Below are 26844 nucleotides of genomic sequence, written 5' to 3' on the forward strand. Positions count from 1 at the left end.
CCTCTGCCTCTGCCTCTGCCTCTGCCTCTGCCTCTGCCTCTGCCTGCACAAGGGTATCCGGATCTTCCTCTACATGCAACAGTTCCTTTAAATCCAAATACATTCCGGTCAAGAATGTCTGAACCCGGGAACGGAACGCTTCCCAGCTCTCCCCATTCGGCGGCGTGACTTCTGCAGGGTTATCAATCCAGCGCCGATAAGAGATATCCGACTTCAAATCCTCGTAGGTTTTCCCTTCCCAATCTCCGAAATCGAGCTCGCGCAGCCGCGGATCATACACGACGCCCGGTATAATTCTGCCCAAAACTTCATCATCAGGAATAGCAGCCATTTTGGAGTCCGATAGGATAACATTCAGCGTCTGCCTGCATCGAAGGAGATCACTGCAATAGATCCGAACAAACTGCCCGATAAAAAACCTATCCCGCAGCGGGAGGAGCTGCTGTCTTCCTTCCATCAGAATTCCCTGATCCTCGTGACCGAGATAACGGCGTTCCTCGTTCCACAACGTGCGGCCGTGGCGGACCAGATGCAGCTTGATCCTCATATCCATAGGCTTCCTCCGGCTGCGGCAACAAGTCCAAGCACCAGGGTACCCAGCAACGTAAATAATACCGATACGCCCAGCAGCAGACGGTTTGTCACCCGAATATGCTCCGCTTCAAGCGGGCGTTCGGGATCCCCCATATAAGCCCGGAACGAGATCACGCCTTGATAGGAATTCTCGCCTCCCAAACGAACCCCCAGCGCACCGGCCACGGCCGATTCCGGGAAGCCGCTGTTCGGACTGGGGTGCTTTCGCGCATCCCTTCTGACCATTTTGATCGCTTTTTTCCATTGCAGCGACAACATGGCAGCCACCATGGTCAACAGTCCTGCCGTCAGACGTGCCGGTATCCAATTGGCGATATCGTCCAGCCTTGCGGATGCCCAGCCGATATGCTGGTATTTGTCGTTTTTATATCCGACCATGGAGTCGAGCGTATTCACGGCCCGGTAGGCCATCGCCAGCGGCGCTCCCCCGATCAGGGCAAAAAACAACGGAGCGATGACCGCATCCACGATATTCTCCGCAACCGTCTCCACCGTTCCCCGCACGATCTCCGGCTCATCCAGATGACCGGTGTCTCTTCCGACAACCATGCTGAGCGAGCGTCTGGCCTCCGCGATATTCCCGGAGCGAAGATGGCCGTAGACCTCCAATCCGGCTTCACGCAGCCCTTTAATGGCAATCGTAGTCGCAATAAGCACGATCTCTACTCCCCACGCTAGCCAAGGATGAATCGCTCCGCACAGCTCCAGCAGCAGCCATGCCAGCACGAAGGATCCGCCGGCAACGATCACCGGCAGCAGAATGCCCGCTCGCTTCAGGCTCTGAGCGGTAGTCGCCCGTTGGCGTATCCAGCCTTCAACCCGGCGAATGGCTTTCCCCATACCGATGACAGGATGGGGAAGCCATCTCGGATCTCCGATCAGCAGGTCCAGCACGACCGCTGCCCAAATGACCCATACGACGGTCATATCCGGTCCTCTCTTTCGGTAATAATGCTTTCCATAACACTCTCGTAGACAAGACGGCCGATCATGCCGCCCAGATCGGTTGCGGTTCCGGCATAATGGTGGTTCACGCCATACGCTGCATTGCCGCTGACCCCAAGGACCATCGCGTCCGTTGTCGTTCCGGTCGCAACGCCTCCGGTCTCATGATCCCTCACGCCAAGATCATGCAGCGCAGCGGCTTTCGCTTCCGTCGCCGTCAGCATCGCGTTCACCATGCAAGCCGGCGTCATCATCCCGTCCACCATCAACATGATATTAATCGTGCCCGGCTGATAAGCGGCAAAGGTCGTACGACTCGACCCGGCACGGGCTGCATTGCCCACGCCGGCGGTGGTGCAGCACAGGATGGAGGCTTGTTCAATCCGCTCTTCCCGAATAGAGGCATACTTCAGTTTTACCGCTGTCATCAATCCAGCTGTGGATTCAGTCGGATAACCGTGAACAGCCATAAAGTTAACCATATCGTTCACAGGGTCGCTGCAATCGTAATGCTTGTCCACATAACGGTTTACGATATGATCCAAATGCAGAAATCCGCCGCCGTATATGGCGCTGCTTATGGACGCAGCCGGCTCCGGAAGCGAGATCCGGATATGCGGATGCTGCCGCTCCGATTCCAAGTACACTGTGGCTCCCGGCCATGCATCCGAGCAATACAGACGCGTGTTGCCTTTCAGAAAAGGTACTGCCATGTTTTTTTCTCTCCCTGCTCCTTAAATATCTGAACCAACTGTAGCGTTCTTCCTATAGATCTGCTGCTAGACATCCCTATGTCACGCCAGCAGAAGGATTTCCAAGGACCTCCGCGGTTATGGCCAGCAGCCTGTCATTAGCTCCGGCATCCTTAACGGCTAGCCGGATATGACGCTCACCAAGGCCCGGGTACATGGCGCAGCTGCGGACAAGCACGCCGCGTCTGCCCATCTCCGACTGAAACTTCTCAGCACTCCATGGCCGCGGAAGCTCCATGAGTAGAAAATTAGCCTCTCCCGGCGTAACGTCAAGCTCCAGCGCTTGTAACCCCCGTATCAGCTTCTCGCGCTCTGCGCGAATCAATTGCAGCGTATCCAGTTCATATTCCCTGCCGCTGCCAAGACAAGCCTCTCCGGCAAGCAGCGCCAGTCCATTGACGCTCCACGTCACCTGTTTGCCTGCCATCTTGCGTATCACGTCGGGATGCGCGACCGTATATCCGAGCCGCAGGCCCGGAATCGCATAAAACTTGGTCATTGACCGGACAATGACCGTCCGTGGATAGTCCTGCAGCTCCGGCATCAAGGTCTGTCTGTCCTCCGGCGGAATGAAATCGATGAAGGCTTCATCCAGCACCAGCCAGGTCCCTTCTTGCTCTGCGCATACCGCTATTTCACGAATATCCTCCAGGCTGTATTGAACCCCATTCGGATTGTTGGGCTGGCCCAAAAACACGAGATCCGTACGAGCCAGCAGTTCCATCACATCCGCCTTGTCTGCACGCCAGTCCCTCTCCGGATGCCCGCACACGGAGCGGATGTCCGAACCAAATTTCAAGGACAATTCCCGATATTCGGAAAAACACGGGTCAACCACGCCCACAATCCCTGGCGTCAGACCCATCAACAATAGCGCCATGCACTCTGCCGCTCCGTTGCCGACAAGGATTCGTCTGGTATCGGTGCCTAACTCAGCTGCGAGCCGCTCCTTGAACCTGCGGTGTCCCGGATCCGGATAACGAATGACCGCACTCATTCCCTCTTGCAAGGCCGTAATAACCCCTTGCGGCGGTCCGAGCGGGTTAATATTGGCGCTGTAATCCAGGAAAGCCGAGGCTTGCCTTCCGAATGCGGCAGCAGCCGTCTCCACGTCTCCTCCGTGGCCATACACCTCGATCAAGGGTTGTTTTTTGTCATTCATAAGGGCTCCTCCTGTTCCATGTCCTGGCTCTTGCAAGCCCTGCCGTTATGTAATGCCATCATTATGTCGCTACCGTCCCTGCCTCGTCAACATGGAATGCTTTGTCTCTGCCTTAAAATTGGTTTACAATAGTCTGGAAGCACCACATTTTGATTTGTGACGACGGAGGATGCTATGCTATTTATCGATAATCAGGGGATCCACGATCCTTCCATTAACCTAGCGATTGAAGAATATGCCTTGAAACACTTGTCCATGGACGAGAGCTACCTTCTTTTTTATATCAACAAGCCTTCCATTATTATCGGAAAGCATCAGAATACGATCGAAGAGATCAACCAGGAATACGTTCGTGACAACAACATTCAGGTTGTGCGCCGGCTGTCCGGGGGCGGAGCCGTATACCATGATCTCGGCAACCTGAACTTCAGCTTCATTACGAAGGATGACGGACAGTCCTTCCACAACTTCCTGAAGTTCACGCAGCCGGTTATCGACTTCCTGCAAAAGATGGGCGTGCCCGCCGAGCTTAGCGGCCGGAATGACCTGCAGGTCGGCGAGAAGAAAATTTCGGGGAACGCGCAGTTCTCGACGCGCGGACGCATGTTCAGCCACGGCACGCTCATGTTTGACCTGAACCTGGATGATGTCCAAGCCTCGCTGAATGCCAATCCGGAAAAATTCAAATCCAAGAGCACCAAATCCGTCCGCAGCCGCGTGGCGAACATCAAGGAGCTGCTTGGCTCGGATATGACGATTGAACAGTTCCGCGCCGAGCTGCTTCGCTCGATTTTCGGTATGGAGCCGGATCAAGTACCGCAATATGTCCTTCAAGAGAAGGACTGGGAGATGATCAACCAGATCTCGAAGGAACGCTACCAGAACTGGGATTGGAACTATGGGCTATCCCCTGAAAGCAACGTGAAGCATGCCAAGAAGTTCCCGGTGGGCATTATCGATATCCGAATGGACATCCGTGAAGGACATATCGGAGAGATCAAGATTTACGGCGACTTCTTCGGCGTCGGCGATGTCGCTGATATCGAGAACCTGCTTCGCGGCAAACGGTATGAAGAAACAGCGGTGCGCACCGCGTTATCCGGCATCGACGTCAAGTTTTACTTCGGCAACCTTGAGCTCGACGATCTGATCGGCTTGATTTTCCTAGAGGAATAGGAGCCGGCTCGTATTAAATAAGCCTCCCGCCCGTATGCTGCATGCACAAGGGTGGGAGGCTTTTTCATTTCAAACAGGTATACCTCGGATCAAGAGGAGGCCATAAACACATACCAAACGAGGACCAGCGTTAACACAATGCAGGCATTCTCTACCGTGCGTCCCCATTTGCTTCCGGTGCTCATGATTTTCAGTTTAATTCTCCATTTGAACGGAGGAAGCGGGCGGATTCCGCGATTGGTCAATGCATCTGCAAGCAAATGAATGGAGTAGGATAAACCGCCGGCAAACCATAGGCTTTCCCCGCCGATCTTACCCTGCGATGCAAAATACAATAGGCCCGTCCATCCGGCAGCGGCATAGACGGTATGGGTTAACCCCCGGTGGGTCACCAAGGAGCCTGCAATAAGCACGCTGCCTGCGATCGTGTTCCATGGGCTGAAGCCCTGCCCGAAGGATATCAGTCCGAGACCGATCAGGAACATGACGATATGGCGCAGGGTCCGGCTTGGCAGGTACGAAACCACTCCGATCAGTCCGGCCAGGGCGATGTTCCAGGGGGCATACTCCTTGCCGTAGAAGACAACAAAGATGGCTGCGCCGATCATGGCCAGCTGTAGGATTCGCAGCAACCCGGAAGGAATCGCCTTGCGCACCAGCAGAGAGTTGGGCTCGTCAATATCGGGAAGCAGCGCGCTAACCAAAGCCACTGCGGCAGCCGGCAATGTGACAGGCACTCCGCTCATGCCCATGACGGATAACGTGACCCCTGTGCTAATAATCAAATGAGCTCTGCCCATCATGATGACAATCTTCCTTTCTAAGCTCAATGCTGACTAAGGGATCGATGGATCGCTTGCCGACCTTCACGTCCGATAGCCCAGGGTCATGAGAATGTACGTTCGGTTCATTAGTATAGCAAAATCATCCTCTTTTTGTCTACCCCTTCCACTTGGGTTAGGCCTAAAAATGGTTGTCCGATTCTCTGATATGGGATACAATTTGATAACTTGCCCAAGGTTACGACCGGGAACGAATGTACGGGAATCTCATCAGGAGTTTCACATCTTCAAGAAAGGATGACTACCGAGTGAATCGCTCACGAATTGCCGATCTCAGCCTGCTTCTGGTGGCCATGATGTGGGGATCTACGTTCCTCATCGTTCAGCATGCGGTCCGCGTGCTCCCGCCGATGGCTTTCAATTCGGTCCGCTTTCTGGGAGCGGCCCTGCTCCTTGCATGGATCATCACCCTCTTTTACCGGAGCCAGTGGAAGCTAATATCCGTCAAAATGCTGCTGCATGCTTGCCTGCTGGGTCTTTTTTTATTTATAGGGTACGCCTTTCAAACCGCGGGCCTTCTGTACACCACCACGTCCAATACAGGCTTTATTACCGGCTTGTCCGTCGTGCTGGTCCCTTTCATATCCTATGTCCTGCTAAGGCACTCCATCTCCAAATTCACCTGGATCAGCGCCTTGCTTGCCGTGGCAGGGCTGTATCTGCTTACCTTCACCGGATCCGGCATGAGCCTGAATAAAGGGGATTTGCTGGTGCTCGTTTGCGCCATCGGTTTTGCGCTCCATATCGGTTACACGGGCGTTTATGCCGGCCGATATCCCTCTTTGCTGCTGGCGGCGCTCCAGATGGCTGTCGTGGGGATATTGAGCTTAGCGGCATCTGCGCTAACCGAGCATGTCGGCAATGTGACCGACCTGATAGGGAAGCTGACCCAGCCGAACGTGCTGTGGGCGCTGGCTGTATCCATCGGACCTACCAGCGCATTCGCCTTCTGGATCCAAACCGTCTGTCAAAAATATACGACGCCGTCCAGAGTGGCCATCATCTATGCAACGGAGCCGGTATTCGCCGCGCTGACCGGAATCCTGTTCGCGGGAGAGCGGCTTACGCTCATCGGCGGCATCGGTTGTCTATGCATTTTGGCAGGAATGATGATTGCGGAATTGAAGTCTGCGCCACAGAAGGTACAATAGAGTTAAAGACAGAGACAGAAACAAAAGGAGAGATACCCATGACAACTTACAAATTGATGGCCATCGACATTGACGATACCCTGATCAATGACGACAAGGAAGTAACCCCCGGCGTCCAGCAGGCGCTTGAGCAAGCCGTAGCCCACGGTGTCGTTGTGACACTGGCAACCGGGCGTGCCTATGCGTCCGCTCAAGCTATTGCGCGTCAAACCGGACTCAACGTTCCCATCATCACCTACCAGGGTGCCCTGATTAAAAATCTGCTCGACGAGAAGGTTCTCTACGAACGCTTCGTACCCGTCGATGCAGCCGTGAAGCTGTATGAATACTGCGTAGAGCACAATCTCCATCTGCAAACCTACATCGATGACAAGCTGTATGCCCGTGAAGAGAATCAGAAGCTGATCGATTACTGCGCCCTGAACCGGACGCCGTATTACATCGAGCCTGATTTTATGAAAATGGTTCAGCAACCGACCCCGAAAATGCTCATCATTGACGATCCGGACTATCTGGATGAACTGATCCCTGTATTCCGTGAGCTGCTGGGCGATGACATGCACATTACCAAATCCAAACCGCATTTTCTGGAGTTTATGCATAAGGAAGGCACGAAGGGACATGCGCTCACCTTCCTGGCCGATCATTTCGGCTGCGATCTCAAGGAAACCATCGCTGTCGGCGATTCCTGGAACGATCACGAGATGCTGGAAGCCGCCGGTCTTGGCGTCGCCATGGGCAATGCGATCGAGCCGCTTAAGGCGATTGCCGATTACGTTACGCTTGGGAATAACGAAGACGGCGTGAAACATATCATTGATAAATTCGTGCTCAACCAAGGTTAATATCCGGAACAAATAAATCTGCGCAAATAAGCCTCCATGGTATCCATGGGGGCTTGTTCATGCCCTTTAAAAAACGCAGCCAGTGCGTTCCCTAACCGCTCACCTGGGATGGCGCAAAGCCGTCGCGGCCTGTCCGTCATTCCCGATCCGGGTTAAATGTTAGAATCGGCTTCAAAAGCGCCGCATCGTTGAACTCCAGCAGGCCTACCTCCATGCAGAGCTCCATCAATTTATGAATGCCGTTGTATTGCTGCAGATTCCGTTGATGGATAACGGACAACGCTTCGCGAACCATTTTTTGGGCCTGCTCAATGCTCTGATGCTCCACGGCCTGAATAATCTCCTTGATGCTCTCCAAGTAATATACGGTCCGCCTGAGCGAGCGGATCAGCAAAATCTGCCTGACTTGCGACGGGGTGTACAGCCGATATCCATTCTCGGGGTTTCGATCCGGGGTGATCAAGCCTTCCTTCTCCCAGTGACGGATGGCGGACGATTCCACGTTGGTCAGTTCGGCGACCTCGCCGATTGTCATATGGGGTTTGAGCTTTTTATCCTTGATGATGTTAAGTTCGGGATTCTCCAGCAAGGCTAGCGTTTCATCCGCAATATTTTTTTCCTGCAGCAGTTTGACCTGCTCCCCGTTCACGAGCCAGAGGGCTTCATCCATCTCCCTCTTCTGAATGTGGCGAATCACATCATAAGTAACCGCGTAACCAAAGCCCGGAAACATGGCGCGCAGACAACGGAAGTAGGCCATATGCATTTGCGTGTATAAACGGTAGCCCTTCTCGTTCCGGGCAGGAGGGGGTACCACTCCCCAAGATTCATAATGCCTTAAAGCACTCGTGCTGATTTGCAGCTCTTTGGCGATATCTTTCGGCTTGTAGTAATGCATGCCGTTCCCTCCCCAATCACGATTGAGAACCTACTTTACCAGAATCGCAAGCCATTGGCAAACCTTAAATTAAAACATTAAAGTTCTCTGAGAATGTCTGTTGAATGATGTCCTCGGCTTGGTTGGATCCGCTGCAAGACATCTTCTCACTTGCATCAATGTTGTATATTGAGTGGTGTAGAGGCAAGATAAACTTAATATTATCCGCGGGAGGCGATTATGATGAACGTGAACATAACCGAGGAGTTTCCACAGAATCAAGAATACATGGATCTAAAAGCAGTTACAGGGCTGCCTGAGGTTGAGATTTCGGCCATAGCGACGGCGCTAAACCGCAGCGTGCTGTCCCTTCTGGCCAGAGACGACAATGACCGGCTGATCGGGATGGGAAGGGTCGTAGGCGATGGTGCTTTCTATTTTCAACTGGTGGACATTATGGTTGCGGCCTCCCACCTTGATCAAGGGGTTGAAGAGATGATCGTGTCCGAACTGCTCTCCCGCCTGAAAAAAATAGCGCCAAGCGGAGCCGAAGTCACCGTCATCACCGACGTGCCCGGAATCAAGCTGTACCAACATGCCGGCTTCAAGCTGCTGTACCCTGATCGATACGGCATGGCCAGGTCTGTGTAAGAGAGCGGGGCCTTCAAACCTGTGTATGGCATCTCACTGGGCTGCGAATTGGTTCCGCTGCATCTCGCTTTCTTTCATTATTCAAATAGTCCTCGAATTGTTGATAAATCAATATTGACTCATGAAACGGCTGTTCCGGATTGTTTCTATTGTGGTATAATCAATATATAGGAAGCGTAAAATAATAAAAGTCACGATGCTCGATACATCGTGACTTTTAACAAAGGCCAGTGGGCTACCCACGGCGAGAGATTCATACGAAATGAAAAACCACCGGTTAGGGAGCCAACCTATCGCCGGTGGTTTTTCTTGTCTTTACGTGTTTTCTTCTGTTTTCCGCTACCATGCAAAGTCTTCAGGCCAGCAAAAATACCAACCACTTTTAGTAGCACATCCAGAATCTTCACCAAAAGATCAAGTGACACAGCGTCACCCCCTTTCGGGTAGCTTCGCCGTGTCAACATCCCACCGGTTACTTTGTCTTCTCTATTATACCATAATCAGGGTATTTATCTTTCTAGTTCTGGCCCTGGATTAGTTTTTGGGAGTTCAACTACATTGGACTTATCGAGGACCTTTGGCTCGTCTCATTTCATAGAACCCTACGGCTACTTCTATAACTACATCCATACCAGGAATGATTTCTCTTTAATAACTTCCTGGATACGTTCTCTGTTCAAGTGATCGATCTCGCGGATAATGTTATTAGCTGTCTTTTGGATCTCTCCCAGTGCCTATCTAGCCAAGTTCACATCTTTAGCCCAGGTTGCATTGTAATCGGCGCTGTATGCATCCGTATCGAGTCCATCATATTTTTTTCACTTGCTTAGACTCACGGTCATCCCTGTCCTCGCCACGCGGACTTCCTCCGGAAGAGGCAGCTCCTTCCGAACGTCGACGTCATGAGACATATGGGTATACACCGTTTGGCGAGGCTTCACCTCGGCGAGCAGCTCTGCCGCTTCCTTCATGTCATAGACGGAGCGCGTCTCAAATTTGGCGGTTTCATGAACAAAGCTGGTTCCGAGGACCAGCAAATCCACGCCATTCAGCGGTTCCTTTTCCGCAGGGCTCAGATTAATCGAGTCGGAATTGTATACCCAGATGTACCCGTCCTTCTGAAACCGGTATGCATAAGAATATCCGTTCTGTCCATGGTTTACCTTCCAGCAGGAAATCTCCCAGCCGCCCAGTGAAAATCCATCATCGACTGGCGTCATCTCCATCTGTCGCGGGAGCCATGGATACTGCCTTACAATCTGCTCCAGCACCTCGGCAGGTGCGTATAACCGTCCCTTTTCCCTCTGCCATCTGCAGGCATCGCTCCATTCCGGAAGACCGCCGATATGATCAAAGTGGGCGTGCGTAATCAGCATATCGCTCATCTTCCGCTTTCCCAGCTCCTCCATCATGGAGCGCCAATCCGGGCCGCAGTCGATCATGAAGCACGTTTCATCGCACTCCACCATAACGGCAGAGCGCAAACGCCGATTGATCCCCGTATTCCGGGCTTCCGTGCATACCTCACAATCGCAATATACCCGCGGAACGCCCATGGCATCTCCTGTTCCCAAAAAAGTCAATGTATCCCCGCTCACATGACATCCCCCATTTGTGTTTATAGATTTGTTCTTGTTTGCGTAAACCTTGTCCCTATATTGTATAAGCGCACCAAGAAAAAACAAAGACCGCCCGGATCATCCCGAACGGTCTTTCGTCTTAAACGGTATCATAGCAATTCATTAAGCAAATGAGGGCTTATTATCGTCAACAGCTCCGCTGATGACCTTGACGTATTTCTTATCTACACCTTCCACAGAAGGACCAACATATACACTGTTCTTGCTTGGGCGTCTGACCGAGCGCTTCCGGGATTTCAGCGTACTCATCATCGGTACGGGTCCCCGAACCACCCAGCTGCTGCCATTGGCGGACCCCTGCGGATGACCTGACGTTCTCTTCTTCTCATTCCTGCTCACGACGAATCCCCTCCAACTAAATGCCTGATGGTACGAAGCAGCTCACGATTCTGTTCTACAACCTCCGCGAGATCTTCATCCGTAAGAATCTCATGTCCCGTAAAATGCACGGACAATACATGATTTACACCTAAAGGATAGCAGAACACATACACCTGCGCAACTTCCTCTTCGTGATAAAATGCCCATTTTCCACTATTATAGACATCTATCACGTAAATCGACTGGTTACTTGGCGTATGTTCCTTACTCCCATCGAACGGGAAATACCGTCCTCTACCTACATTACCCCCAATTTGGGCAATGCCTTCATCTCTTCGGCCCCAGAAGGCGGCGCCGGTCACTCTGAAATCCCCTGCAGCCGGCGGGAGCAAGGAGTTTCGGACAGCTTCACTCAGTGCATGATATTTTTCCGATTCATCCGTCACACGCACATTTCGATTATATTCCCAGAAAAAATGCAGCACACTTTGCTTGCGCCTCAGCTCCGCATCCTTCTGCTCAATCACGGTGCTCGGGTTGTTGTAGAACCCTTCGGTTTCGATCGCACTCAGAATATGCCCGCAAGCGACATCGACGGCTGATTTGTAATCGTCATCGCTTCGCAGTTCGTATTCGAGCAGCGTTAAGCCCTGCAGGTCGGAGAGTAGATGGTAATCCTTAACAATCACGTCTTGAACGGAGCTGCTGTCTGCCTCCACCTGATCCGGGATGATGCAGTACACCCTTCGCCGCCCGAGCCTTCCCCAATACAGCCCCATCTCGAACAGCGTGTTGTCGCGGGTAACAAATACATGTTTGCCTCGAATGAGTGCCACATCATCCGGAGAAAAGACGAACACACCAAAATCACTGGACGCCAGCTGCTTCTCCAAAGCTTCCATCGTATACAGGTTCGCCCCGAACGTTCCGCCGTACCACGGTGTCACTTGGGCGGACCGTTTGAGCTGTTCGTGGATCGCCCTTGCATACTTGATGGCCTCTCTGGAAGAGCCTATGAATAAATTCGGCTTCGGTATGGTCATAGGCACATCCTATTCTCCCTTTGTTATACATTTTAGTCTTATTCGACCATTATAACAAAGTTGCCTATTTTTGGGTGAAAATTATGGCAGGCGCATGTTGGTATAGTATATGCTAAGGTTTCAAAACAGACCCCATAAATAACCATGTGCCCGTGTCCCGATCTTCAATGGCAAAGAAAAAAGGGCGGTCAACATTCATGACGATCGGCTCGGTAGGCTGAACGGCTCCTGTCTCGACCCCAACCGCTGTGATCGCAGCGGCCTCTGTGCCCTTCTCACTGACATCCACCACCGTTTTGTGTTTTACCTTGTCAATCCAAAATTTCTCTCCATCGGCAGCCATGGCGCTAAAATCAGCTGCATCCCTGTCGAATGCCTGAATCATCCCCAAACTTTGAAGCGCACGCGGGAGCTCGAAGGTCTGTTCCACCTTAAATTTGGGCAGCCCAAGCTGGATGGTCTCATGCGGGAAATCACCTTTCCAGAAGGACGCATCCTTCCACAACTGCTGCTGCAGCTCATCCATGGATGAGGATTCCTTCGGCAGGACGACCAGCATATGCATGCGGCCATCTCCATAAGGGATGCGGATCGCCTGCCAGGACTCCCCTTCTTTGTAACTGTATTGCCCTTCCCGCTTCATCATCGGAATTTTTTGAGTGGTGCCGTCAGAAAGCGTGAATTCTTCATCCACGGTTTTCGCCGGATCAAATTCATCCATCCACCCGCCGTTAAAATATATGGCATTGATCAGAACCGCAACGCCGCCCGGTGGCTTATCATATATCGAAGGAATCATGCCGCTCGTCTTGTCGTTCACCCACTGGTTTATGGCATCCATGGCATCGGCATGCATCAAGTCGGCCTCCTTAACTTCAGCACGATAGCTATCCTTAACGGCCTGCAAATACGTCTTCTTCATCTCAAGGCCTGGCTGGTGCCAAACGGAATTGGCCACATTCAGCACGACGCCTCCCCCGTTCTCCAGCAATGATCGCAGCTGGCGGTTCCCATCGTTGATATCAGCCACATTCATGCCCTTCCAACCAAGTACGTCGGACATCTCGGCGGCCGTACCGCCCGCTGTCCCGTTATAGGCCAGTGCCAAAGCTTGCGTAACGCTATACGGGGAAATAATCAGATTATCACTTTTGTACTCCGGGTTATTCGCTAACGCCTGATGCAATCGTAAGCCAAAATCATTCTGCGCTTCCACCATGCCGGTATCAATCTTGGTCAATACCTCTTTACGTTCCTCAGCCGACAATTCCTTCACTTTGGGCAGCTTAAGCTTATCTACAATCGCTTGCGGTTCCCCTGACTGGATATCGCTGCCCTGAGCGCAAGCGGTAAGCCCCATAAGTAAACATAGGCCCGAGAGTACCATTCTTTTTCGCATAACCTTGTCCCCCTTCAATCTCAAATTCCTTGTCTATCTGCTATTGACGGAATAATGTCACCTAATGTTTCATATAAAGGATCATTTATCCAAATTCAGTTGGCAACCAACTTGTTCACCGTTACAATGTAGAGAACCCGGACCGTACTTAAGCATGTACAGAAATACAGAGCGAAAGGAATTTCTACATATGCAAAAAATTCGCCTTGAAGGCAGCAAAGTGACGCTAAGATCCAGGAAACCCGAGGATACCCCGGTTCTATATAATCTGATCTATGGCAAGAAGAATCCGGAATGGAAAAAATACGACGCTCCTTATTTCCCGCTCAAGCCGATTTCCTACGAAATATTTGAAACGCAGTGGAATGCCGACTTCGAAACCGATCAATTTCCGAGTGATTTGCTCATCGAAGCAGAGGGAAAGACGATTGGCATCGTCACGTTCTATTGGGAGCATGAAGCCTCACGCTGGCTGGAAGCGGGCATCCTGATATACGATCCGAGCCATTGGAGCGGCGGATACGGCACGGAAGCGCTGTCGCTGTGGGTGGAATACCTGTTTCAAAATCTCACCATCGCTCGTGTCGGCATCACCACCTGGTCCGGCAACCCGAGAATGATGCGCTGCGCAGAGAAGGTTGGCATGCAGCTCGAAGGCCGTATGCGAAAGTGCAGATATTACGAGGGCGTCTACTACGATTCCATTCGCATGGGCATTCTGCGCGAAGAATGGGAAGCGTGGAAATTGAGCGTGTAGGGCAAAGATTGTACGGCACCATCCGTTTACATGGAAACTTCCCAGTACATGAGGCGTTATTCAGATCATTGTTTAATGTTCAATATATACAAATAAGAGCCGGCCAGGAGATCCTGGACGGCTCGCTTTCATTCTTTTTTGATTGACGGGTCATTTGCGAAACGCAGTTCAGCACGCGACTGCCCCTCATGAACCCTCAATCGCTCCCGTTTGCCGCGAGCATCATAGACCGGCCAGCACCTGATACCAGACTCCGCGCTTGGAATACAGCGCCTCGCGCACCTGATCCCATCCACCCAGATACTCGATATCGAATAACCCCGGCGGATTGGAAAACTGATCCTTCGTCTGTTCAAACACCGATTCTTCAACTGGACGGAACCCATACTTCACAAATATGCTCTGCGCCTCCGGCGTGCGCAAGTACTCTACGAAAGCTGCCGATACATCCAGCGTGCCGTGTTTTTCAGCGAAACGCTCGACGACTGCAGCCGGATTCTCGATCAGCATCGTGTGCTGCGGCACAACGATATCATACTGGACGCCTTGAGCAATCCGGGCGAGCAGCTCGTTCTCATACGTGACGATTACGTCGCCGACCCCGTATTCAAAAGCAGCCATGGAAGCCCGCCCGCTTTTATCGAGCGATTCCACATTGCGGTGAACCGCTTCAAGGAAGGCTTTCGCTTCGGCAGGGTCACGCTTTCCGTTCTCTTCCGATTGTTTCAGCCCCGCGCCGTAGATTGCGTTAATGTCCCACTGGGCGCCGCCCGATGTCTTCGGATTCGGATACAGCACCTTGACGTCCGATCGGGTCAGATCGTCGAAATCCCGTATTCCTTTCGGATTTCCCTCGCGGGTGCCGAGAACGACTATCGATCGTGTCACCATGCCGTTATACGGCTGAGATTTCCATTCCGGGTCCACAAGCCCTTCCCGAACCAGCTTGTCGACATCACCTTCCATGGCAAGCAGCGTTACGTCGGCCTCAAATCCGCCCGTGATGGCACGAGCTTGTGTTCCGGAAGCCTCGTAGGATTCCTGAAACCGAATGGTTTCTCCCGTCTGCTCCTTCCACTGCGCTTGAAAAGCAGGGATGATCTCGGACAGGGCATCTCTGGCCACGCTGTACGCGCCCAGAACGATCGTTCTCTCTCCCGCTCGGGATATCACTTCTTCGCGATCCGGCGGATCACTGGCGCATCCTGCCATAAAAAAACTGAAGAGAAGCGCCATGCCAACCAGCAGGAATGAGGTGCGTTTCATATTTAAGATCCGCATGAATGAATCCACTTCCCTTCGGATATTTAGAACCATCAGATCATAATTGGCATCGGGTCGACCTTCAGTCGATTCTCCTCGATCCAGCTGTGCTCTTCATTAAAGAGATAAGCCCGGTGAACGAGGACCCGGACCTCTTGACCCGGATACAGCGTTTCCTTCTCCAGTGAACGGTAGGTGATCAGCTTATGTCCCTTAACCTCCACCTCCACCAGCCATTCGCTGCCGCGGAAATGCAGATGACGGACGATCCCCGTCTCCGTTGCGGACAACACGCTGAAATCATGCTTGCTTCCAATCTCGATGTATTCCGGACGAATCAGCGCACGCGTCGCATTCTTGTTAGCCGCTGCTTCAAATCCCTTCAGCTCGGCCGCGCTCGAAATCACGGTGGATTCCCCTATGAATGAAGCGACAAACGGCGTCTTCGGCTCCTTGTAAATATCCCAAGGCGTCCCCTTCTGCTCAACGCGTCCCTGATTAATAATCATAATTTCGTCGGCGACTTCAATCGCCTCATCCTGGTCATGCGTAACAAATATCGATGTAATGCCGACCCGCTCGATCAGCTCGCGAAGCCAGGAGCGCAGCTCCTGGCGGATCTTCGCATCGATGGCAGCGAACGGTTCATCCAATAAGAGCAGCTGCGGTTCGGGTGCCAGCGCTCTGGCAAAGGCTACTCGCTGACGCTGTCCGCCCGATAACTGGTGCGGATAGCGGCTCTCGAAACCTTTTAAGCCGGTCAGCTCCACCAATTCCATTACCCGGTCCCTGATTATCGCCTTGGGAGTCTTCTTCACCTTCAAGCCGAAAGCGATGTTATCAAACACGGTCATATGCTTAAACAAGGCATAGTTCTGGAATACAAAGCCGATGCCGCGCTCCTGCGGCGGCAGATCATTGACCACTTGGCCATGAAAGGAGATTTGCCCGGAGTCCGGATTCTCAAGCCCGGCCAGCATGCGCAGGATGGAGGTTTTGCCGCCTCCGCTGGGCCCCAGAAGTCCAATCAGATGTCCCTTCTCAATCTCGAAGCTGACATCCTTGACGGCATGAAACGTACCAAAATGCTTGTTCAGATCGCGAACCTCCACATGCATATCAATGCACATCCTTTCTTTTTTTGGCCCATTCCATCAGCAGCAAGAGTCCTACCGAGAAGGCAGCCAATACCAATGCGACGCCATTCGCCGCAGCCACGTTAAAATTCTCCACATCCTGGTATACTAACGTTGTCGCCGTCTGAGTTTTATTCATGATATTACCGGACACCACCAGCACCGCACCAAACTCGCCCAATGAACGGGCTACCGTGAGTACCAGGCCATATACGACAGCCCACCGGATGGAAGGCCATGTTACCTTTCGGAACGTTGTCCATTCGTAAGCCCCCAGCGTCGCTGCCGCCTGTTCCTGATCATTTCCAATTTCCTGCAATACAGGCATGACCTCACGAACCATGAGCGGAAACGTGACGAACAGTGTGGCGATTACCATACCTGGGAAAGCATACACCACTTTAAACCCGATCCCTTCAAAAAAACCGCCGATGATGCTGTCGGGTCCGAGCAGCAGGACAATCATCAAACCGCCAATGACCGGCGATACCGCATAGGGCAGATCGACAATGCTGTTCAGAATGCCCTTGATCTTTCGGCTCAGCCAATTCGCCCGTACCAGGTACAACGCCATCATGATGCCAAACAACGCATTGAAGAACGTTACGAATACCACTATAAGCCCCGTCATCATCAGGGCATGCAAGGCTTCCGGCCTGAACAAACCTTCGGCAAACCCGCTCAGCCCTTTATCAAACGCACCGATCGCAATTCGGGACAGGGGGATGATTAGCAGAATAATAAATACAGCGTACGTAAGTCCGATCCACAGACGTCTCAAATTCGTCTCCCCCTCTGCTGTACGGCATTGATCACCCAGAGGATGATGAAAGAGAGGGTAAGGAGCAGAATAGATACCGCAGCTGCTCCAGCAGGATTATCGCTCTCGACCTCACCAAAAATAAAAACCGAGGCAATAAGTGTTCTTCCCGGAATGTTGCCGGCCACCAAGACAACGGCCCCGAATTCGGCTAATGCCCTTGAGAATGCCAGCATTCCTCCGCTGATAATCCCGGGCAGCATCGACGGCAGGATGACTTTAAAAAAAGTTCTCGTCCTGGAAGCTCCCATCGTATAAGCCGCTTCTTCCTCCAGCGGGTCGAGCTCCTCCAGCAGCGGCTGAACCGCACGGATGACAAACGGAAACGTGACAAACATCATCGCTATCACAATCGCGGGCTGGTGGAATACAATTTCAAAACCCAATTTCTCTGCCAAACCACCGAGAAAGCTCCCGGGGCCCAGCAGCAGCAATATCATCAGACCGCCAACGGCTGTCGGCAGTGCAAAGGGCAGGTCGACCAGACTGTTCAGCAGCGTCCTTCCCGGAAACTTATATCGGATAAGCACCCATGCAATCATCGTTCCGATAAGCACGTTGATGAAAGTAGAGATGACGCCCAGCTTGATGGTAAGCAGCACAGCCTTCCATGCTATCGGATCCATAATGCTCTCCGTAAAATGACTCCATCCTGCAGAGAATGATTGCACATATACCCCAAAGATCGGCAGTACGATCAAGGCAAGAAAATAAAGCAGTACGGTACTTCGAAACCCCCAAGTCCAACCTTTATGACGAATCCATGTTGTCATCTCGTATCCCTCCCGCCTCCGGATGGCATTCCGGTCGACACTTTCGCAAACCATCTTTATATTTCCTATTTGTATACTTGGTTTTCTTTACACATACTTTACCAAAAGCTGAATCCCATCGTCAATCCATCTTTTGCACTTTATCGGGTAAAATAAAAGAAATGGCAAATAATGAGGAGGTATCTACATGCTGTATACCGGTGAATTGGATACGCAAGGTCGAGATGAGATGAGGGATATTACAAGGGAGATCCACTCCTATGTGAAACAAAGCGGGGTCCAGCAGGGAACGGTCCTGATCTACTGCCCGCATACGACGGCGGGGATTGCCATCAATGAGAATGCGGATCCTGATGTGAAACGGGACGTCCTGATGTCGCTCGATGAGGTCTATCCTTGGAATCATCCCAAGTATCGCCATGCGGAGGGCAACACCGCTTCCCACCTCAAATCGATCACCTGCGGCCCTTCCCAGACCGTGATTATTCAGAACGGGCACCTGCTCCTCGGACGTTGGCAGGGCATTTATTTCTGCGAATTCGACGGACCGCGGCAGCGCCAATATCATGTGAAGATCATGGAAGGATGATCCCTCAAATAAGATGTTATGTTGACGCCAGCGTATGTATAACAACACAAAAAGCAGACAGGCACATGCTAGGGGGCGTGAACCTGTCTGTGTTTTATTCATTAGGTGATTGACGTTTCAACGCTAGATCGTTGTAACGGATTGAAGCATCAAGCTGCGCGTTTTGACCGTATTTAAACATCAGACCCTGCTGTACAAACTCCGGCATAACACTTTGATATGGGTAAGAGCGGCTGGTTTAATCTCATCAAAACCAATTCTGTCCTGAATATAATACGATATAAATCCATGCAGCGACAAAAACAAAGTCAACGGAACGGTTCGCCGTTCTTCCTCACTGTAATTCTCCTCAAGCAAATACTGACGGACCAGCATAGCAAACATTTCAAAACAGCGTCCCTGCTCAGAGCGACAGTAGGACAGCAGCTCTTCGTCCCGAATCATGAACATGATTTCGTACTGGTAAGGATTATCCAGACCGAAACGAACGAATTCCAGCATCAGCTGCTCCAGCTTCGATACCCCGTCACAGGGAGGCTTTCCCGAGACTTCCAACAGCAAATCACTTAGATCATTAAAGTCCTTCATGACAATGGCGTAGAAAAGCTCCGCCTTTTCCTTAAAATGATAATACAAGGAGCCGTGGCTATAACCCAGATGCTGCCCGATGCTTCGCATCGATATGGCCCTGTATCCTTTGGTTATGAACAAATGCCTGGCTGCTTCCAGTATCCGCTCTCTCGACAACTCGCGTTCGACTGCTCTTCTTGCCATATTATTTTATTCCCCTTCAATAAAATAAAGCCGCTCTCCCTCTGTGATCAGGGACTGCCCCTGTGTCAAATCCACCATCCAAGACATAAAGCTCTCCGCATCACCATCGAGCGGCAAGCAGGTCAAGGTCACCGTGTCGGCAAAGTTTGTCTCTCCCATACGAACGTCTCGGTTGCGTAGCTCGTTCTCCACTTTACCCAGCCAGGTATAATCCAGCTCCACGAAAATCTCCCGATGAAGAACCCTTGTAATCGGATCGCCTGACTCAATCGCAGCCACGGCTCCGTCGGTGTACGCCCGGATCAATCCGCCCGCACCCAGCATAATGCCGCCAAAATAACGCGTGACCACAATGGCTACATTCTTCCGCCCCTGATTGCGGATCACCTCGAGAATTGGCTTACCAGCCGTTCCGCTCGGTTCCCCGTCGTCCGATTGCTTCTGAATCTCATCCCGCTCGCCGATCATATAAGCGGAACAGTTATGGGTAGCATTCCAATGTTTTTTCTTGATCTCTTCAATAAAAGCGACGGCTTCCTCTTCGGTTTCAACCGGCATCACATGCCCGATGAAACGCGATTTCTTGATGACGATCTCTTTGGAGCCCGCCTGACGTACCGTTTTGTAACGATCCAGCATGAAACTACAACCACCTCTATATTGCCAAGAAAGCAGTCCACGGCAATGATATGCCAGCGGACTGCTTCCTTCAGCGTCTTACGTCTAATCCAATGAAAGTGTCAGGTTATTCGGAAAGTCTAGCTTCCAATTCGGCCTTCTCTTTCTCATACCCAGGTTTGCCGAGCAGTGCGAACATATTTTTCTTGTACGCCTCTACGCCCGGTTGGTCAAACGGGTTGACACCCAACAGATAGCCGCTGATACCGCAGGCCTTTTCGAAAAAGTATACCAGATATCCGAACGAATAGGGAGTGAAATCTGGAATTGTCACAATCAAATTCGGAACTTGTCCGTCTGTATGGGCCAGCATCGTGCCTTGGAAGGCCTTTTTGTTAACAAAATCCAATGTTTTCCCGGTCAGGAAGTTCAAGCCGTCCAGATCGTCCGGATCCGATTCGATCGTAATATGCTCGGATACGTTCTCCACCTGAATGACCGTTTCGAAGATGTTGCGGCTGCCTTCCTGGATAAATTGACCCATGGAGTGCAGATCCGTAGAGAAATCGACGGATGCCGGGTAAATCCCCTTGTAATCCTTGCCTTCACTCTCGCCGTAAAGCTGCTTCCACCATTCCGATACAAAATGCAGGGAAGGCTCGTAGTTCACGAGGATCTCGATGCCTTTGCCTTTACGGTAAAGCGCGTTACGAACCGCCGCATATTGGTAAGCTTCGTTCTCGGCTACGTTCGGGCTGCTGTATTCCTTGGATGCGTCAGCCGCGCCTTGCATCATTTCTTCAATGTTGATGCCTGCCGTAGCAATCGGAAGCAGACCGACCGCTGTCAGCACGGAGTAACGTCCGCCCACATCGTCAGGGATGATAAAGGACTCGTAGCCTTCTTCGGTAGCCAGCTTCTTAAGGGCGCCCTTCGATTGATCCGTCGTAGCGTAAATGCGTTTGCGAGCTTCTTCTTTGCCGTATTTCTTCTCCAGTTCCGCACGGAAAATACGGAATGCGATAGCCGGCTCTGTCGTTGTGCCGGATTTGGAGATGACGTTGACGGAGAAGTCCTTGCCTTCAATCAATTGAAGCAGGTGAGTCACATAAGTGGAGCTAATGTTGTTACCCGCAAAATAGATTTCCGGTGTCTTGCGCTGGTCCTTCGACAGCTCATTATAGAACGAGTGCGAGAGCATTTCGATGGCCGCGCGTGCCCCGAGATAGGAGCCTCCGATTCCGATAACGATCAGGACGTCCGAATCGTTTTGGATTTTGGCAGCCGCTTTCTGGATGCGCGAGAATTCTTCTTTATCATACTGCGTCGGCAGGTCGATCCAGCCCAGATAATCGGAGCCGGCTCCCGTACCGTTATGTAACTGTTCATGAGCTGTGCGGATCGGCTCAGCGAAATAATCAACTTCGTGCTGATTGACAAAAGTCAGTGCTTTACTGTAATCAAACTTGATTTTTTTAGACATGCCTTAAACCTCCTGTGAATTTAGAAATAGGATACTTTAATTTAATAAAGACCGCAAGTTTCACGGGCCAACTGTCATCTATTCTTCATGCGCGGATCTCCTTACCGCTTCCATTCCTCACAAACGCTGGCTTCGTTTCAGGAACCCATGCTAAGATAGAGTGGATCAGGAATCCATAATCGAAGGTGATATAGCTATGAAAAAAATCGGGTTTATCGGACTGGGCACCATGGGCGCTCCCATGGCCTCCAATCTGCTGAAGCAGGATTACGATGTGACCGTGTATAACCGCACCCACGAAAAATGCCGTCCGCTCGCCGAACAGGGAGCCTCCATTGCGGAGACGCCTCGTGAAGCGGCTGATGGACAAGATCTTGTCATTACAATGGTAAGCAACGACCAATCCATCCGCGATGTATTCTATGGAGAGAATGGTCTGCTCGGCTCCCTGACGAGCGGGATGACCGTCATTGACTGCAGCACGATCTCCGAGAGCCTTGTCAAGGAAATTGCTTCCGCCGTATCCGGTCTCGGCGCTTCCTTCCTGGATGCCCCGGTAACCGGCAGCAAGCCTGCAGCGATGGATGGAACCTTGGTCTTCATGGTTGGCGGTGATGCCGCGGTCATCGAAGCTCATGCGGACGTATTTGGCACCCTGGGCAAAAAAGTCATCCACATGGGACCTAACGGAAGCGGCGCTGTCGCGAAGCTTGCGCATAATACCATCGTGGGCATTAACAATCTGGCCCTTGCCGAAGGCTTCGCCATCGCGGCGAAATCAGGCATTCCCGCTGACAACTTCCTGGAGCTCGTGCAGCTGGGATCAGCCGGCAGCAAAGCGGCTGAGCTGAAGGGACGCAAAATTATCGAGGGCGACTTCAGCAACCAGTTCTCGCTTGCGCTCATGCTCAAGGACCTCAAGCTGGCCTCCTCGCTCACCGATGGCATCGGAATGCCTTCCCCTATGCTGAATCTGGCCAAGAGCCTGTTCCAAGCCGGTGCCAGCGAAGGTTATGGCGAAGAGGATCTTTCCGCTGTCGTGAAATGCTATGAGGCCTGGATCGGCCAGAAGATCGGCGAACAACAGCAGTAATAACAAACAAGCCGTGCTAAATCTTATAATGGCTCCTTCTTGCTGGTTTTCGGTTCATCCGGACCAGGAGGAAGGAGCTATTTTTTTGGTCATTCCATCATTTCCCTCTCGGAAAGAAACTTTTTGCATTTCACTTCCGTCTACTATGCAAAGGGAGGAATTACAACATGAAATGGACCAAAAGATTAAAAGCAATGGCAGCTGCTGTCATACTAACCGCTGTTCTGTCTCCTGCAATAGCCGGTACACCTGCTTCTGCCGCAGCCAAACCAACCGCTTCGATTAACAATGTTACCGCAAGCGGTGACGTGCTGATCAGGCAGGGCACCACCTTTGTTACCCTTACCGATCTCAAACCGCTGGGTAACTACGTCATGAAGTACGACAACAGCAAGAAACAGGTGACGATTCAGGGTGACCACCGAACGGTGATTCTCATGGCGGGAAGCACCCACATGGAAGTAAACGGAGTTCAGAAGACGCTGCCTGCAGCCCCGCTGCTCCATAAAGGCAAGACCATGATTCCCCTGAGGGCCGTAGCCCAAGCTTTTGATGCCGACATCAACTGGAACGGTTCTCTCAAGACGGCTTATATCAACAAAGCAGATGCCGCTATGCTCGCTGACTTAAAGAGCTCCGATCTGGCCACCGCCCGGAATGCTGCAGCCAAGCTGCCTTATTCATCCCAACTGCAGAAACCTGAGCTGGAAATGCTCCCTGTGGAAATGCAGGGCGTGGATTATTATTTTCCAAGAGGCAAATCCAATCGCTTCTTCCTGGTCGATAACGACATCGCCGAATATTACGAGATCCAGGGTGGCGTCAAATATTTGAAATGGCAAGGCAAGCTGGATTACTCCGCCAAAGCGGCTGCGAATCAGAACCTGTTCTTCCTGCCCCCGGTTCAAGCCGAGATCGGTAAGCAGCCGGATGCCAGAAACTGGACTGTAGCTGAATTCGCATTCCGTTATCCTTCCGGCGTCACCAGCTACAAACTGCTCGACCGTAATCAGGAATGGAGCGAAGGATACGTAGAGCTTGATAACCGGGCTCCCGGATATAAAGGCGAGATCGTGACGATCCCGGAGGAATAAGTCCATTATAGCAACCAACGTTAACGGCATGCGTTGATATCCTGCATTGACAATAAGGGTTCAAAGCCAACGGCTTTGAGCCTTTTTGTTTTGTATTTACGGACACGAAATCACATGCAACATTTCATCTATTACATGGTTGGATAAGAGCAGCAATAATCCGTCACGGTGCGGATTTCCAGCTTAAAGCTTGAATTGCCCGGAACGTTAAAGGTCGCAGACCCTTGAATCTCTAACCACTCCTGCTCTCCAGGCAGCAGAACGCGCAAATCGCCGGACAAAATCTCCATAATCTCAGGGCCATCCGTTCCGAATTCATAGCTTCCCGGAAGCATGATACCGAGCGTTACCTTCTCGCCATTCTCCAGCAGCACCGTACGGCTGGTTACCTTCCCCTCATAGTAAACGTTGGCTGCCTTTGTAACGGTAGCATTCTTAAATTGTGACATCGACAAACTCTCCTCCTCCAACATCGTTATGGCTTGATATATGGACGGCACCCGCATGATGCGGGTGCCGGAAAATCAATATAGAGTTAGATCCGCTTGGATTACAGCAAGCCTTTTACGCGGCTAACCACGTTCTCAACGGTAAATCCGTATTCGGCAATGACGCGGTCGCCAGGAGCCGAAGCGCCAAATGTGTTGATGCCCAGGATGTCGCCTTTGTCTCCGACATAACGCTCCCATCCGAACGGATGAGCCATTTCAATAGCCAGACGGGCTTTTACGTCAGGAAGCAGCACGGAATCTTTGTATGCCTGATCCTGGCTGTCGAACAGATCCCAGCTCGGCATGCTGATGACGCGTACGGCGATTCCTTCTTCAGCCAACACTGCTTGTGCTTTAACGGCAAGCTGAACCTCGGAACCCGTTGCAATGATTTGAGCTTGTACGTTGCCATCCTTCGCATCGGATACAACATAAGCGCCGCGTTTGATGCCCTCGCGTGCATGATCCGCCGTGCCTGCAAGGATCGGCAGATTCTGTCGAGTCAGCACCAGCGCTACCGGACGGTCTGTGTTCTCAACCGCATAAGCCCATGCCGCGGAAGTTTCGTTGGCATCCGCAGGACGGATCACCGTCAGGCCTGGAATGATGCGCAGGGAAGCCAATTGTTCAATCGGTTCATGCGTAGGACCGTCTTCACCGACAGCGATGCTGTCATGAGTCAGTACATACGTAACCGGCAGCTTCATGATCGCAGCCAGACGTACAGCCGGACGGAGATAATCCGTAAATACGAAGAACGTACCGCCGAAAATCTTCAGTCCGCCATGAAGAGCGATACCGTTCATGGCACCGGCCATTGCGAATTCACGAACACCATAATACACGTTGCGGCCTTCGTAGCTGTTCGCTGTGAAAGAGGCCAGGTCGTTCAAGTGAGTCATCGTGGAGCTTTCCAGGTCAGCCGATCCGCCGAGCAGCTGCGGTACGCCTGCAGTCAACCCGTTCAGCGCTTTACCGGAAGCCACGCGAGTGGATAGCGCTTTGTCATCCGCGCTGTATTTCGGAAGGTCTTTGTCCCATCCTTCAGCCAATTCGCCGGATTCACCGCGCTCGAATTGCGCCGCCAGCTCAGGATAAGCTTCTTTGTATTTCGCAAATTGATCAACCCAAGCTTGATAAGCTGCAATGCCGCGCTCTTTCACTTTGCCGAAATGCTCGCGCACTTCCTCAGGCACATAGAAATCCTCTTCATATACCCAATTATAGAAATCCTTGGTCAGCTTCGCTTCATCAGCTCCAAGCGGAGAACCGTGCGTACCGCCATGGCCGCCTTTACCTTGTTTGTTCGGGCTGCCGTAACCAATGACGGTCTTCACTTCGATCAGCGTCGGACGGTTCGTATCGGCTTTTGCTTCCTCGATCGCTTTCTCGATCGCAGGCAAATCGTTACCGTCTTCTACGCGCAGCACTTGCCAGCCATAAGCATCAAAGCGCTTCGCTACGTTCTCGGAGAATGCCAGGCTGAGCTCGCCGTCAAGGGAGATATCATTGGAATCGTACAACATGATCAATTTGCCAAGCTTCAAATGACCTGCCAGGGAAGCTGCCTCGGAAGCCACGCCCTCCATCATGTCACCGTCGCCGCAAATCGCATACGTATAGTGATCCACTACGTTGAAGCCGTCTTTATTGTAAGTCGCGCCCAAATGAGCTTCAGCCATTGCCATACCTACAGCCATAGCCACACCTTGTCCAAGCGGACCTGTCGTTGCATCTACGCCGGCCGTGTGGCCGAATTCCGGGTGACCCGGGGTTTTGCTTCCCCATTGACGGAACTGTTTGAGATCCTCAATGGACAAGTCATAACCGCTCAGGTGAAGCAGGCTGTAGAGCAGCATGGAGCCATGGCCTGCAGACAAGACAAAACGGTCGCGGTTAATCCACGCCGGCTGGTCCGGGTTATGGTTCATCGTCTTCGCGAACAGCTGGTAGCCCATAGGTGCAGACCCCATCGGCATGCCCGGATGACCGGAATTGGCTTTTTCGATCGCGTCGATCGCCAGTGTCCGGATCGTTGCGATGGACAGGTTGTCGATCGTTTGGTTATGTTCAGTTGTCATGATTCGTCCTCCTCAAATCTTTTCCATAGTAAGCTTCGAAAATGAAGGCTTCTTACGTCCCTCCAGCCCCGATCCACATGGTATCAGAGCAGTTAGGAATGTTGAGAATATCATTTTGACTCTTATTGTATCACCACACGTCTTTCATTTCCATAACGTAATTGTCAAAGTTGTGTAAAAGCCGCCAGGGCGAACGACATCCCCCTTGCATTATTTCCCTTAATAGTCCGGTTATAACCGGATTCGACATCCGTTAAACGATTTTACGGACATCGGCGGCATGGAAAAAGTTACTTCATTCGACAATAAAAAAAGCTTCGGCCGAAGCTGCACATTAGACAGCTTAGGCCGAAGCGTGAGACGGCACATCAGCGCGTGCCGCGTTTTTTGGCTTTGAGGAGGCGATCCATGGAGGAGCCTCCTTCCGGAGCCGGCCCGGTCTCCCCGGGCCGGCTGCTGCCGTCCCCCTGCGCC

At 51.9% G+C, this 26844-nt stretch carries 29 protein-coding genes; 8 read left to right on the plus strand and 21 right to left on the minus strand.

Features of this window, described 5'->3' with window-relative positions; translation table 11 throughout:
* From M4D81_RS33665 to cobD, 4 genes are all read right to left on the minus strand, one after another.
* The coding region (locus M4D81_RS33665; protein ID WP_260069559.1) for a histidine phosphatase family protein at positions 1 to 553 on the minus strand (553 nt) is incomplete at its 3' end.
* Positions 544 to 1521 carry an adenosylcobinamide-phosphate synthase CbiB gene (gene cbiB / locus M4D81_RS33670; protein WP_260069560.1) on the minus strand — a complete coding sequence of 326 codons (978 nt, stop codon included), beginning with the start codon at positions 1519 to 1521 and terminating at the stop codon, positions 544 to 546. The genes cbiB and M4D81_RS33665, both read right to left, overlap by 10 nt.
* Positions 1518 to 2252 carry an adenosylcobinamide amidohydrolase gene (locus M4D81_RS33675; protein WP_260069561.1) on the minus strand — a complete coding sequence of 245 codons (735 nt, stop codon included), beginning with the start codon at positions 2250 to 2252 and terminating at the stop codon, positions 1518 to 1520. Before M4D81_RS33675 ends, cbiB begins: the two co-directional genes overlap by 4 nt.
* 76 nt (positions 2253 to 2328) lie before the next feature.
* Positions 2329 to 3453, minus strand: a complete 1125-nt coding sequence (gene cobD, locus M4D81_RS33680; protein WP_260069562.1) for a threonine-phosphate decarboxylase CobD — start codon at positions 3451 to 3453, stop codon at positions 2329 to 2331.
* A gap of 174 nt (positions 3454 to 3627) precedes the next feature.
* Here cobD and lplA point away from each other — a divergent pair, with 174 nt between their 5' ends.
* Positions 3628 to 4629 (plus strand): lipoate--protein ligase, encoded by a 1002-nt coding sequence (lplA, locus tag M4D81_RS33685; protein WP_260069563.1) that lies wholly within the window; start codon positions 3628 to 3630, stop codon positions 4627 to 4629.
* An 89-nt stretch (positions 4630 to 4718) separates the two neighbouring features.
* Here lplA and M4D81_RS33690 read toward each other — a convergent pair whose 3' ends face one another.
* Positions 4719 to 5432 carry a metal-dependent hydrolase gene (locus M4D81_RS33690; RefSeq protein ID WP_071222630.1) on the minus strand — a complete coding sequence of 238 codons (714 nt, stop codon included), beginning with the start codon at positions 5430 to 5432 and terminating at the stop codon, positions 4719 to 4721.
* A 287-nt stretch (positions 5433 to 5719) separates the two neighbouring features.
* On the opposite strand from M4D81_RS33690, the gene M4D81_RS33695 reads away from it, so the two are divergent.
* Together M4D81_RS33695 and M4D81_RS33700 are read left to right on the plus strand one after the other, a co-directional pair.
* Positions 5720 to 6622 (plus strand): DMT family transporter, encoded by a 903-nt coding sequence (locus M4D81_RS33695; protein WP_260069564.1) that lies wholly within the window; start codon positions 5720 to 5722, stop codon positions 6620 to 6622.
* Between the two features lie 38 nt (positions 6623 to 6660).
* Positions 6661 to 7467 carry a Cof-type HAD-IIB family hydrolase gene (locus M4D81_RS33700; RefSeq protein ID WP_260069565.1) on the plus strand — a complete coding sequence of 269 codons (807 nt, stop codon included), beginning with the start codon at positions 6661 to 6663 and terminating at the stop codon, positions 7465 to 7467.
* 136 nt (positions 7468 to 7603) lie between these two features.
* Here the strand turns inward: M4D81_RS33700 and M4D81_RS33705 are convergent, their stop codons facing one another.
* The gene (locus tag M4D81_RS33705; RefSeq protein ID WP_071222627.1) at positions 7604 to 8365 is read right to left on the minus strand and encodes a TioE family transcriptional regulator; all 762 of its coding nucleotides are present in this window, start codon (positions 8363 to 8365) and stop codon (positions 7604 to 7606) included.
* Positions 8366 to 8584: 219 nt separating this feature from the next.
* Here M4D81_RS33705 and M4D81_RS33710 point away from each other — a divergent pair, with 219 nt between their 5' ends.
* Positions 8585 to 8995 (plus strand): GNAT family N-acetyltransferase, encoded by a 411-nt coding sequence (locus M4D81_RS33710; protein ID WP_260069566.1) that lies wholly within the window; start codon positions 8585 to 8587, stop codon positions 8993 to 8995.
* A 290-nt stretch (positions 8996 to 9285) separates the two neighbouring features.
* Here the strand turns inward: M4D81_RS33710 and M4D81_RS33715 are convergent, their stop codons facing one another.
* The 5 genes from M4D81_RS33715 to M4D81_RS33735 all read right to left on the minus strand — a co-directional run bounded on the left by M4D81_RS33715 (position 9286) and on the right by M4D81_RS33735 (position 13398).
* Entirely contained in the window at positions 9286 to 9420 is a 135-nt protein-coding gene (locus M4D81_RS33715) for a hypothetical protein (RefSeq protein WP_258394733.1), read from the minus strand.
* Positions 9421 to 9813: 393 nt separating this feature from the next.
* Positions 9814 to 10551, minus strand: coding sequence for an MBL fold metallo-hydrolase (locus M4D81_RS33720; RefSeq protein WP_397376857.1), 738 nt, complete (start codon positions 10549 to 10551; stop codon positions 9814 to 9816).
* A gap of 186 nt (positions 10552 to 10737) precedes the next feature.
* On the minus strand, positions 10738 to 10974 hold the full coding sequence (locus M4D81_RS33725; protein ID WP_071222624.1) for a hypothetical protein: 237 nt from the start codon (positions 10972 to 10974) through the stop codon (positions 10738 to 10740).
* Positions 10971 to 11999: a TIR domain-containing protein gene (locus M4D81_RS33730; protein ID WP_260069577.1), complete on the minus strand. Its 1029-nt coding sequence runs from the start codon at positions 11997 to 11999 to the stop codon at positions 10971 to 10973. Before M4D81_RS33730 ends, M4D81_RS33725 begins: the two co-directional genes overlap by 4 nt.
* Positions 12000 to 12111: 112 nt before the next feature.
* Positions 12112 to 13398 (minus strand): serpin family protein, encoded by a 1287-nt coding sequence (locus M4D81_RS33735; RefSeq protein ID WP_260069568.1) that lies wholly within the window; start codon positions 13396 to 13398, stop codon positions 12112 to 12114.
* Between the two features lie 190 nt (positions 13399 to 13588).
* On the opposite strand from M4D81_RS33735, the gene M4D81_RS33740 reads away from it, so the two are divergent.
* Positions 13589 to 14155, plus strand: coding sequence for a GNAT family N-acetyltransferase (locus M4D81_RS33740; protein ID WP_260069569.1), 567 nt, complete (start codon positions 13589 to 13591; stop codon positions 14153 to 14155).
* Between the two features lie 222 nt (positions 14156 to 14377).
* On the opposite strand, the gene M4D81_RS33745 is transcribed toward M4D81_RS33740, so the two are convergent.
* Genes M4D81_RS33745 through cysT form a run of 4 tightly spaced genes read right to left on the minus strand, consistent with a single transcriptional unit; the run spans position 14378 to position 18147 of the window.
* Positions 14378 to 15436, minus strand: coding sequence for a sulfate ABC transporter substrate-binding protein (locus M4D81_RS33745; RefSeq protein ID WP_260069570.1), 1059 nt, complete (start codon positions 15434 to 15436; stop codon positions 14378 to 14380).
* A gap of 35 nt (positions 15437 to 15471) precedes the next feature.
* Complete coding sequence (locus tag M4D81_RS33750; protein ID WP_194544383.1) at positions 15472 to 16536, minus strand: sulfate/molybdate ABC transporter ATP-binding protein; 1065 nt, start codon at positions 16534 to 16536, stop codon at positions 15472 to 15474.
* Between the two features lies 1 nt (position 16537).
* Positions 16538 to 17335 (minus strand): sulfate ABC transporter permease subunit, encoded by a 798-nt coding sequence (locus M4D81_RS33755; protein WP_071222618.1) that lies wholly within the window; start codon positions 17333 to 17335, stop codon positions 16538 to 16540.
* Entirely contained in the window at positions 17332 to 18147 is an 816-nt protein-coding gene (cysT, locus tag M4D81_RS33760) for a sulfate ABC transporter permease subunit CysT (RefSeq protein ID WP_260069571.1), read from the minus strand. Before cysT ends, M4D81_RS33755 begins: the two co-directional genes overlap by 4 nt.
* Positions 18148 to 18334: 187 nt before the next feature.
* On the opposite strand from cysT, the gene M4D81_RS33765 reads away from it, so the two are divergent.
* Positions 18335 to 18736, plus strand: a complete 402-nt coding sequence (locus M4D81_RS33765; protein ID WP_071222616.1) for a secondary thiamine-phosphate synthase enzyme YjbQ — start codon at positions 18335 to 18337, stop codon at positions 18734 to 18736.
* Positions 18737 to 18916: 180 nt separating this feature from the next.
* Here M4D81_RS33765 and M4D81_RS33770 read toward each other — a convergent pair whose 3' ends face one another.
* The 3 genes from M4D81_RS33770 to M4D81_RS33780 form a co-directional block, all read right to left on the minus strand.
* Positions 18917 to 19510: a TetR/AcrR family transcriptional regulator gene (locus M4D81_RS33770; RefSeq protein WP_113061516.1), complete on the minus strand. Its 594-nt coding sequence runs from the start codon at positions 19508 to 19510 to the stop codon at positions 18917 to 18919.
* A gap of 6 nt (positions 19511 to 19516) precedes the next feature.
* Complete coding sequence (locus M4D81_RS33775) at positions 19517 to 20149, minus strand: YigZ family protein (RefSeq protein WP_260069572.1); 633 nt, start codon at positions 20147 to 20149, stop codon at positions 19517 to 19519.
* 106 nt (positions 20150 to 20255) lie between these two features.
* Positions 20256 to 21611, minus strand: coding sequence for a glucose-6-phosphate isomerase (locus tag M4D81_RS33780; RefSeq protein WP_071222613.1), 1356 nt, complete (start codon positions 21609 to 21611; stop codon positions 20256 to 20258).
* A gap of 196 nt (positions 21612 to 21807) precedes the next feature.
* Here M4D81_RS33780 and M4D81_RS33785 point away from each other — a divergent pair, with 196 nt between their 5' ends.
* On the plus strand, positions 21808 to 22704 hold the full coding sequence (locus M4D81_RS33785; RefSeq protein WP_260069573.1) for an NAD(P)-dependent oxidoreductase: 897 nt from the start codon (positions 21808 to 21810) through the stop codon (positions 22702 to 22704).
* A 167-nt stretch (positions 22705 to 22871) separates the two neighbouring features.
* Positions 22872 to 23798: a copper amine oxidase N-terminal domain-containing protein gene (locus M4D81_RS33790; RefSeq protein WP_260069574.1), complete on the plus strand. Its 927-nt coding sequence runs from the start codon at positions 22872 to 22874 to the stop codon at positions 23796 to 23798.
* Positions 23799 to 23929: 131 nt separating this feature from the next.
* Here M4D81_RS33790 and ppnP read toward each other — a convergent pair whose 3' ends face one another.
* From ppnP to M4D81_RS33805, 3 genes are all read right to left on the minus strand, one after another.
* On the minus strand, positions 23930 to 24247 hold the full coding sequence (ppnP, locus tag M4D81_RS33795; protein ID WP_006212330.1) for a pyrimidine/purine nucleoside phosphorylase: 318 nt from the start codon (positions 24245 to 24247) through the stop codon (positions 23930 to 23932).
* Positions 24248 to 24348: 101 nt separating this feature from the next.
* Positions 24349 to 26370: a transketolase gene (gene tkt, locus M4D81_RS33800; RefSeq protein WP_260069575.1), complete on the minus strand. Its 2022-nt coding sequence runs from the start codon at positions 26368 to 26370 to the stop codon at positions 24349 to 24351.
* Between the two features lie 231 nt (positions 26371 to 26601).
* The coding region (locus tag M4D81_RS33805) for a hypothetical protein (RefSeq protein ID WP_260069576.1) at positions 26602 to 26844 on the minus strand (243 nt) is incomplete at its 5' end.

Origin of the sequence: Paenibacillus sp. p3-SID867, assembly GCF_025142895.1 — a bacterium.
In the GTDB taxonomy this organism is placed as follows: Bacteria; Bacillota; Bacilli; order Paenibacillales; family Paenibacillaceae; genus Paenibacillus_AQ.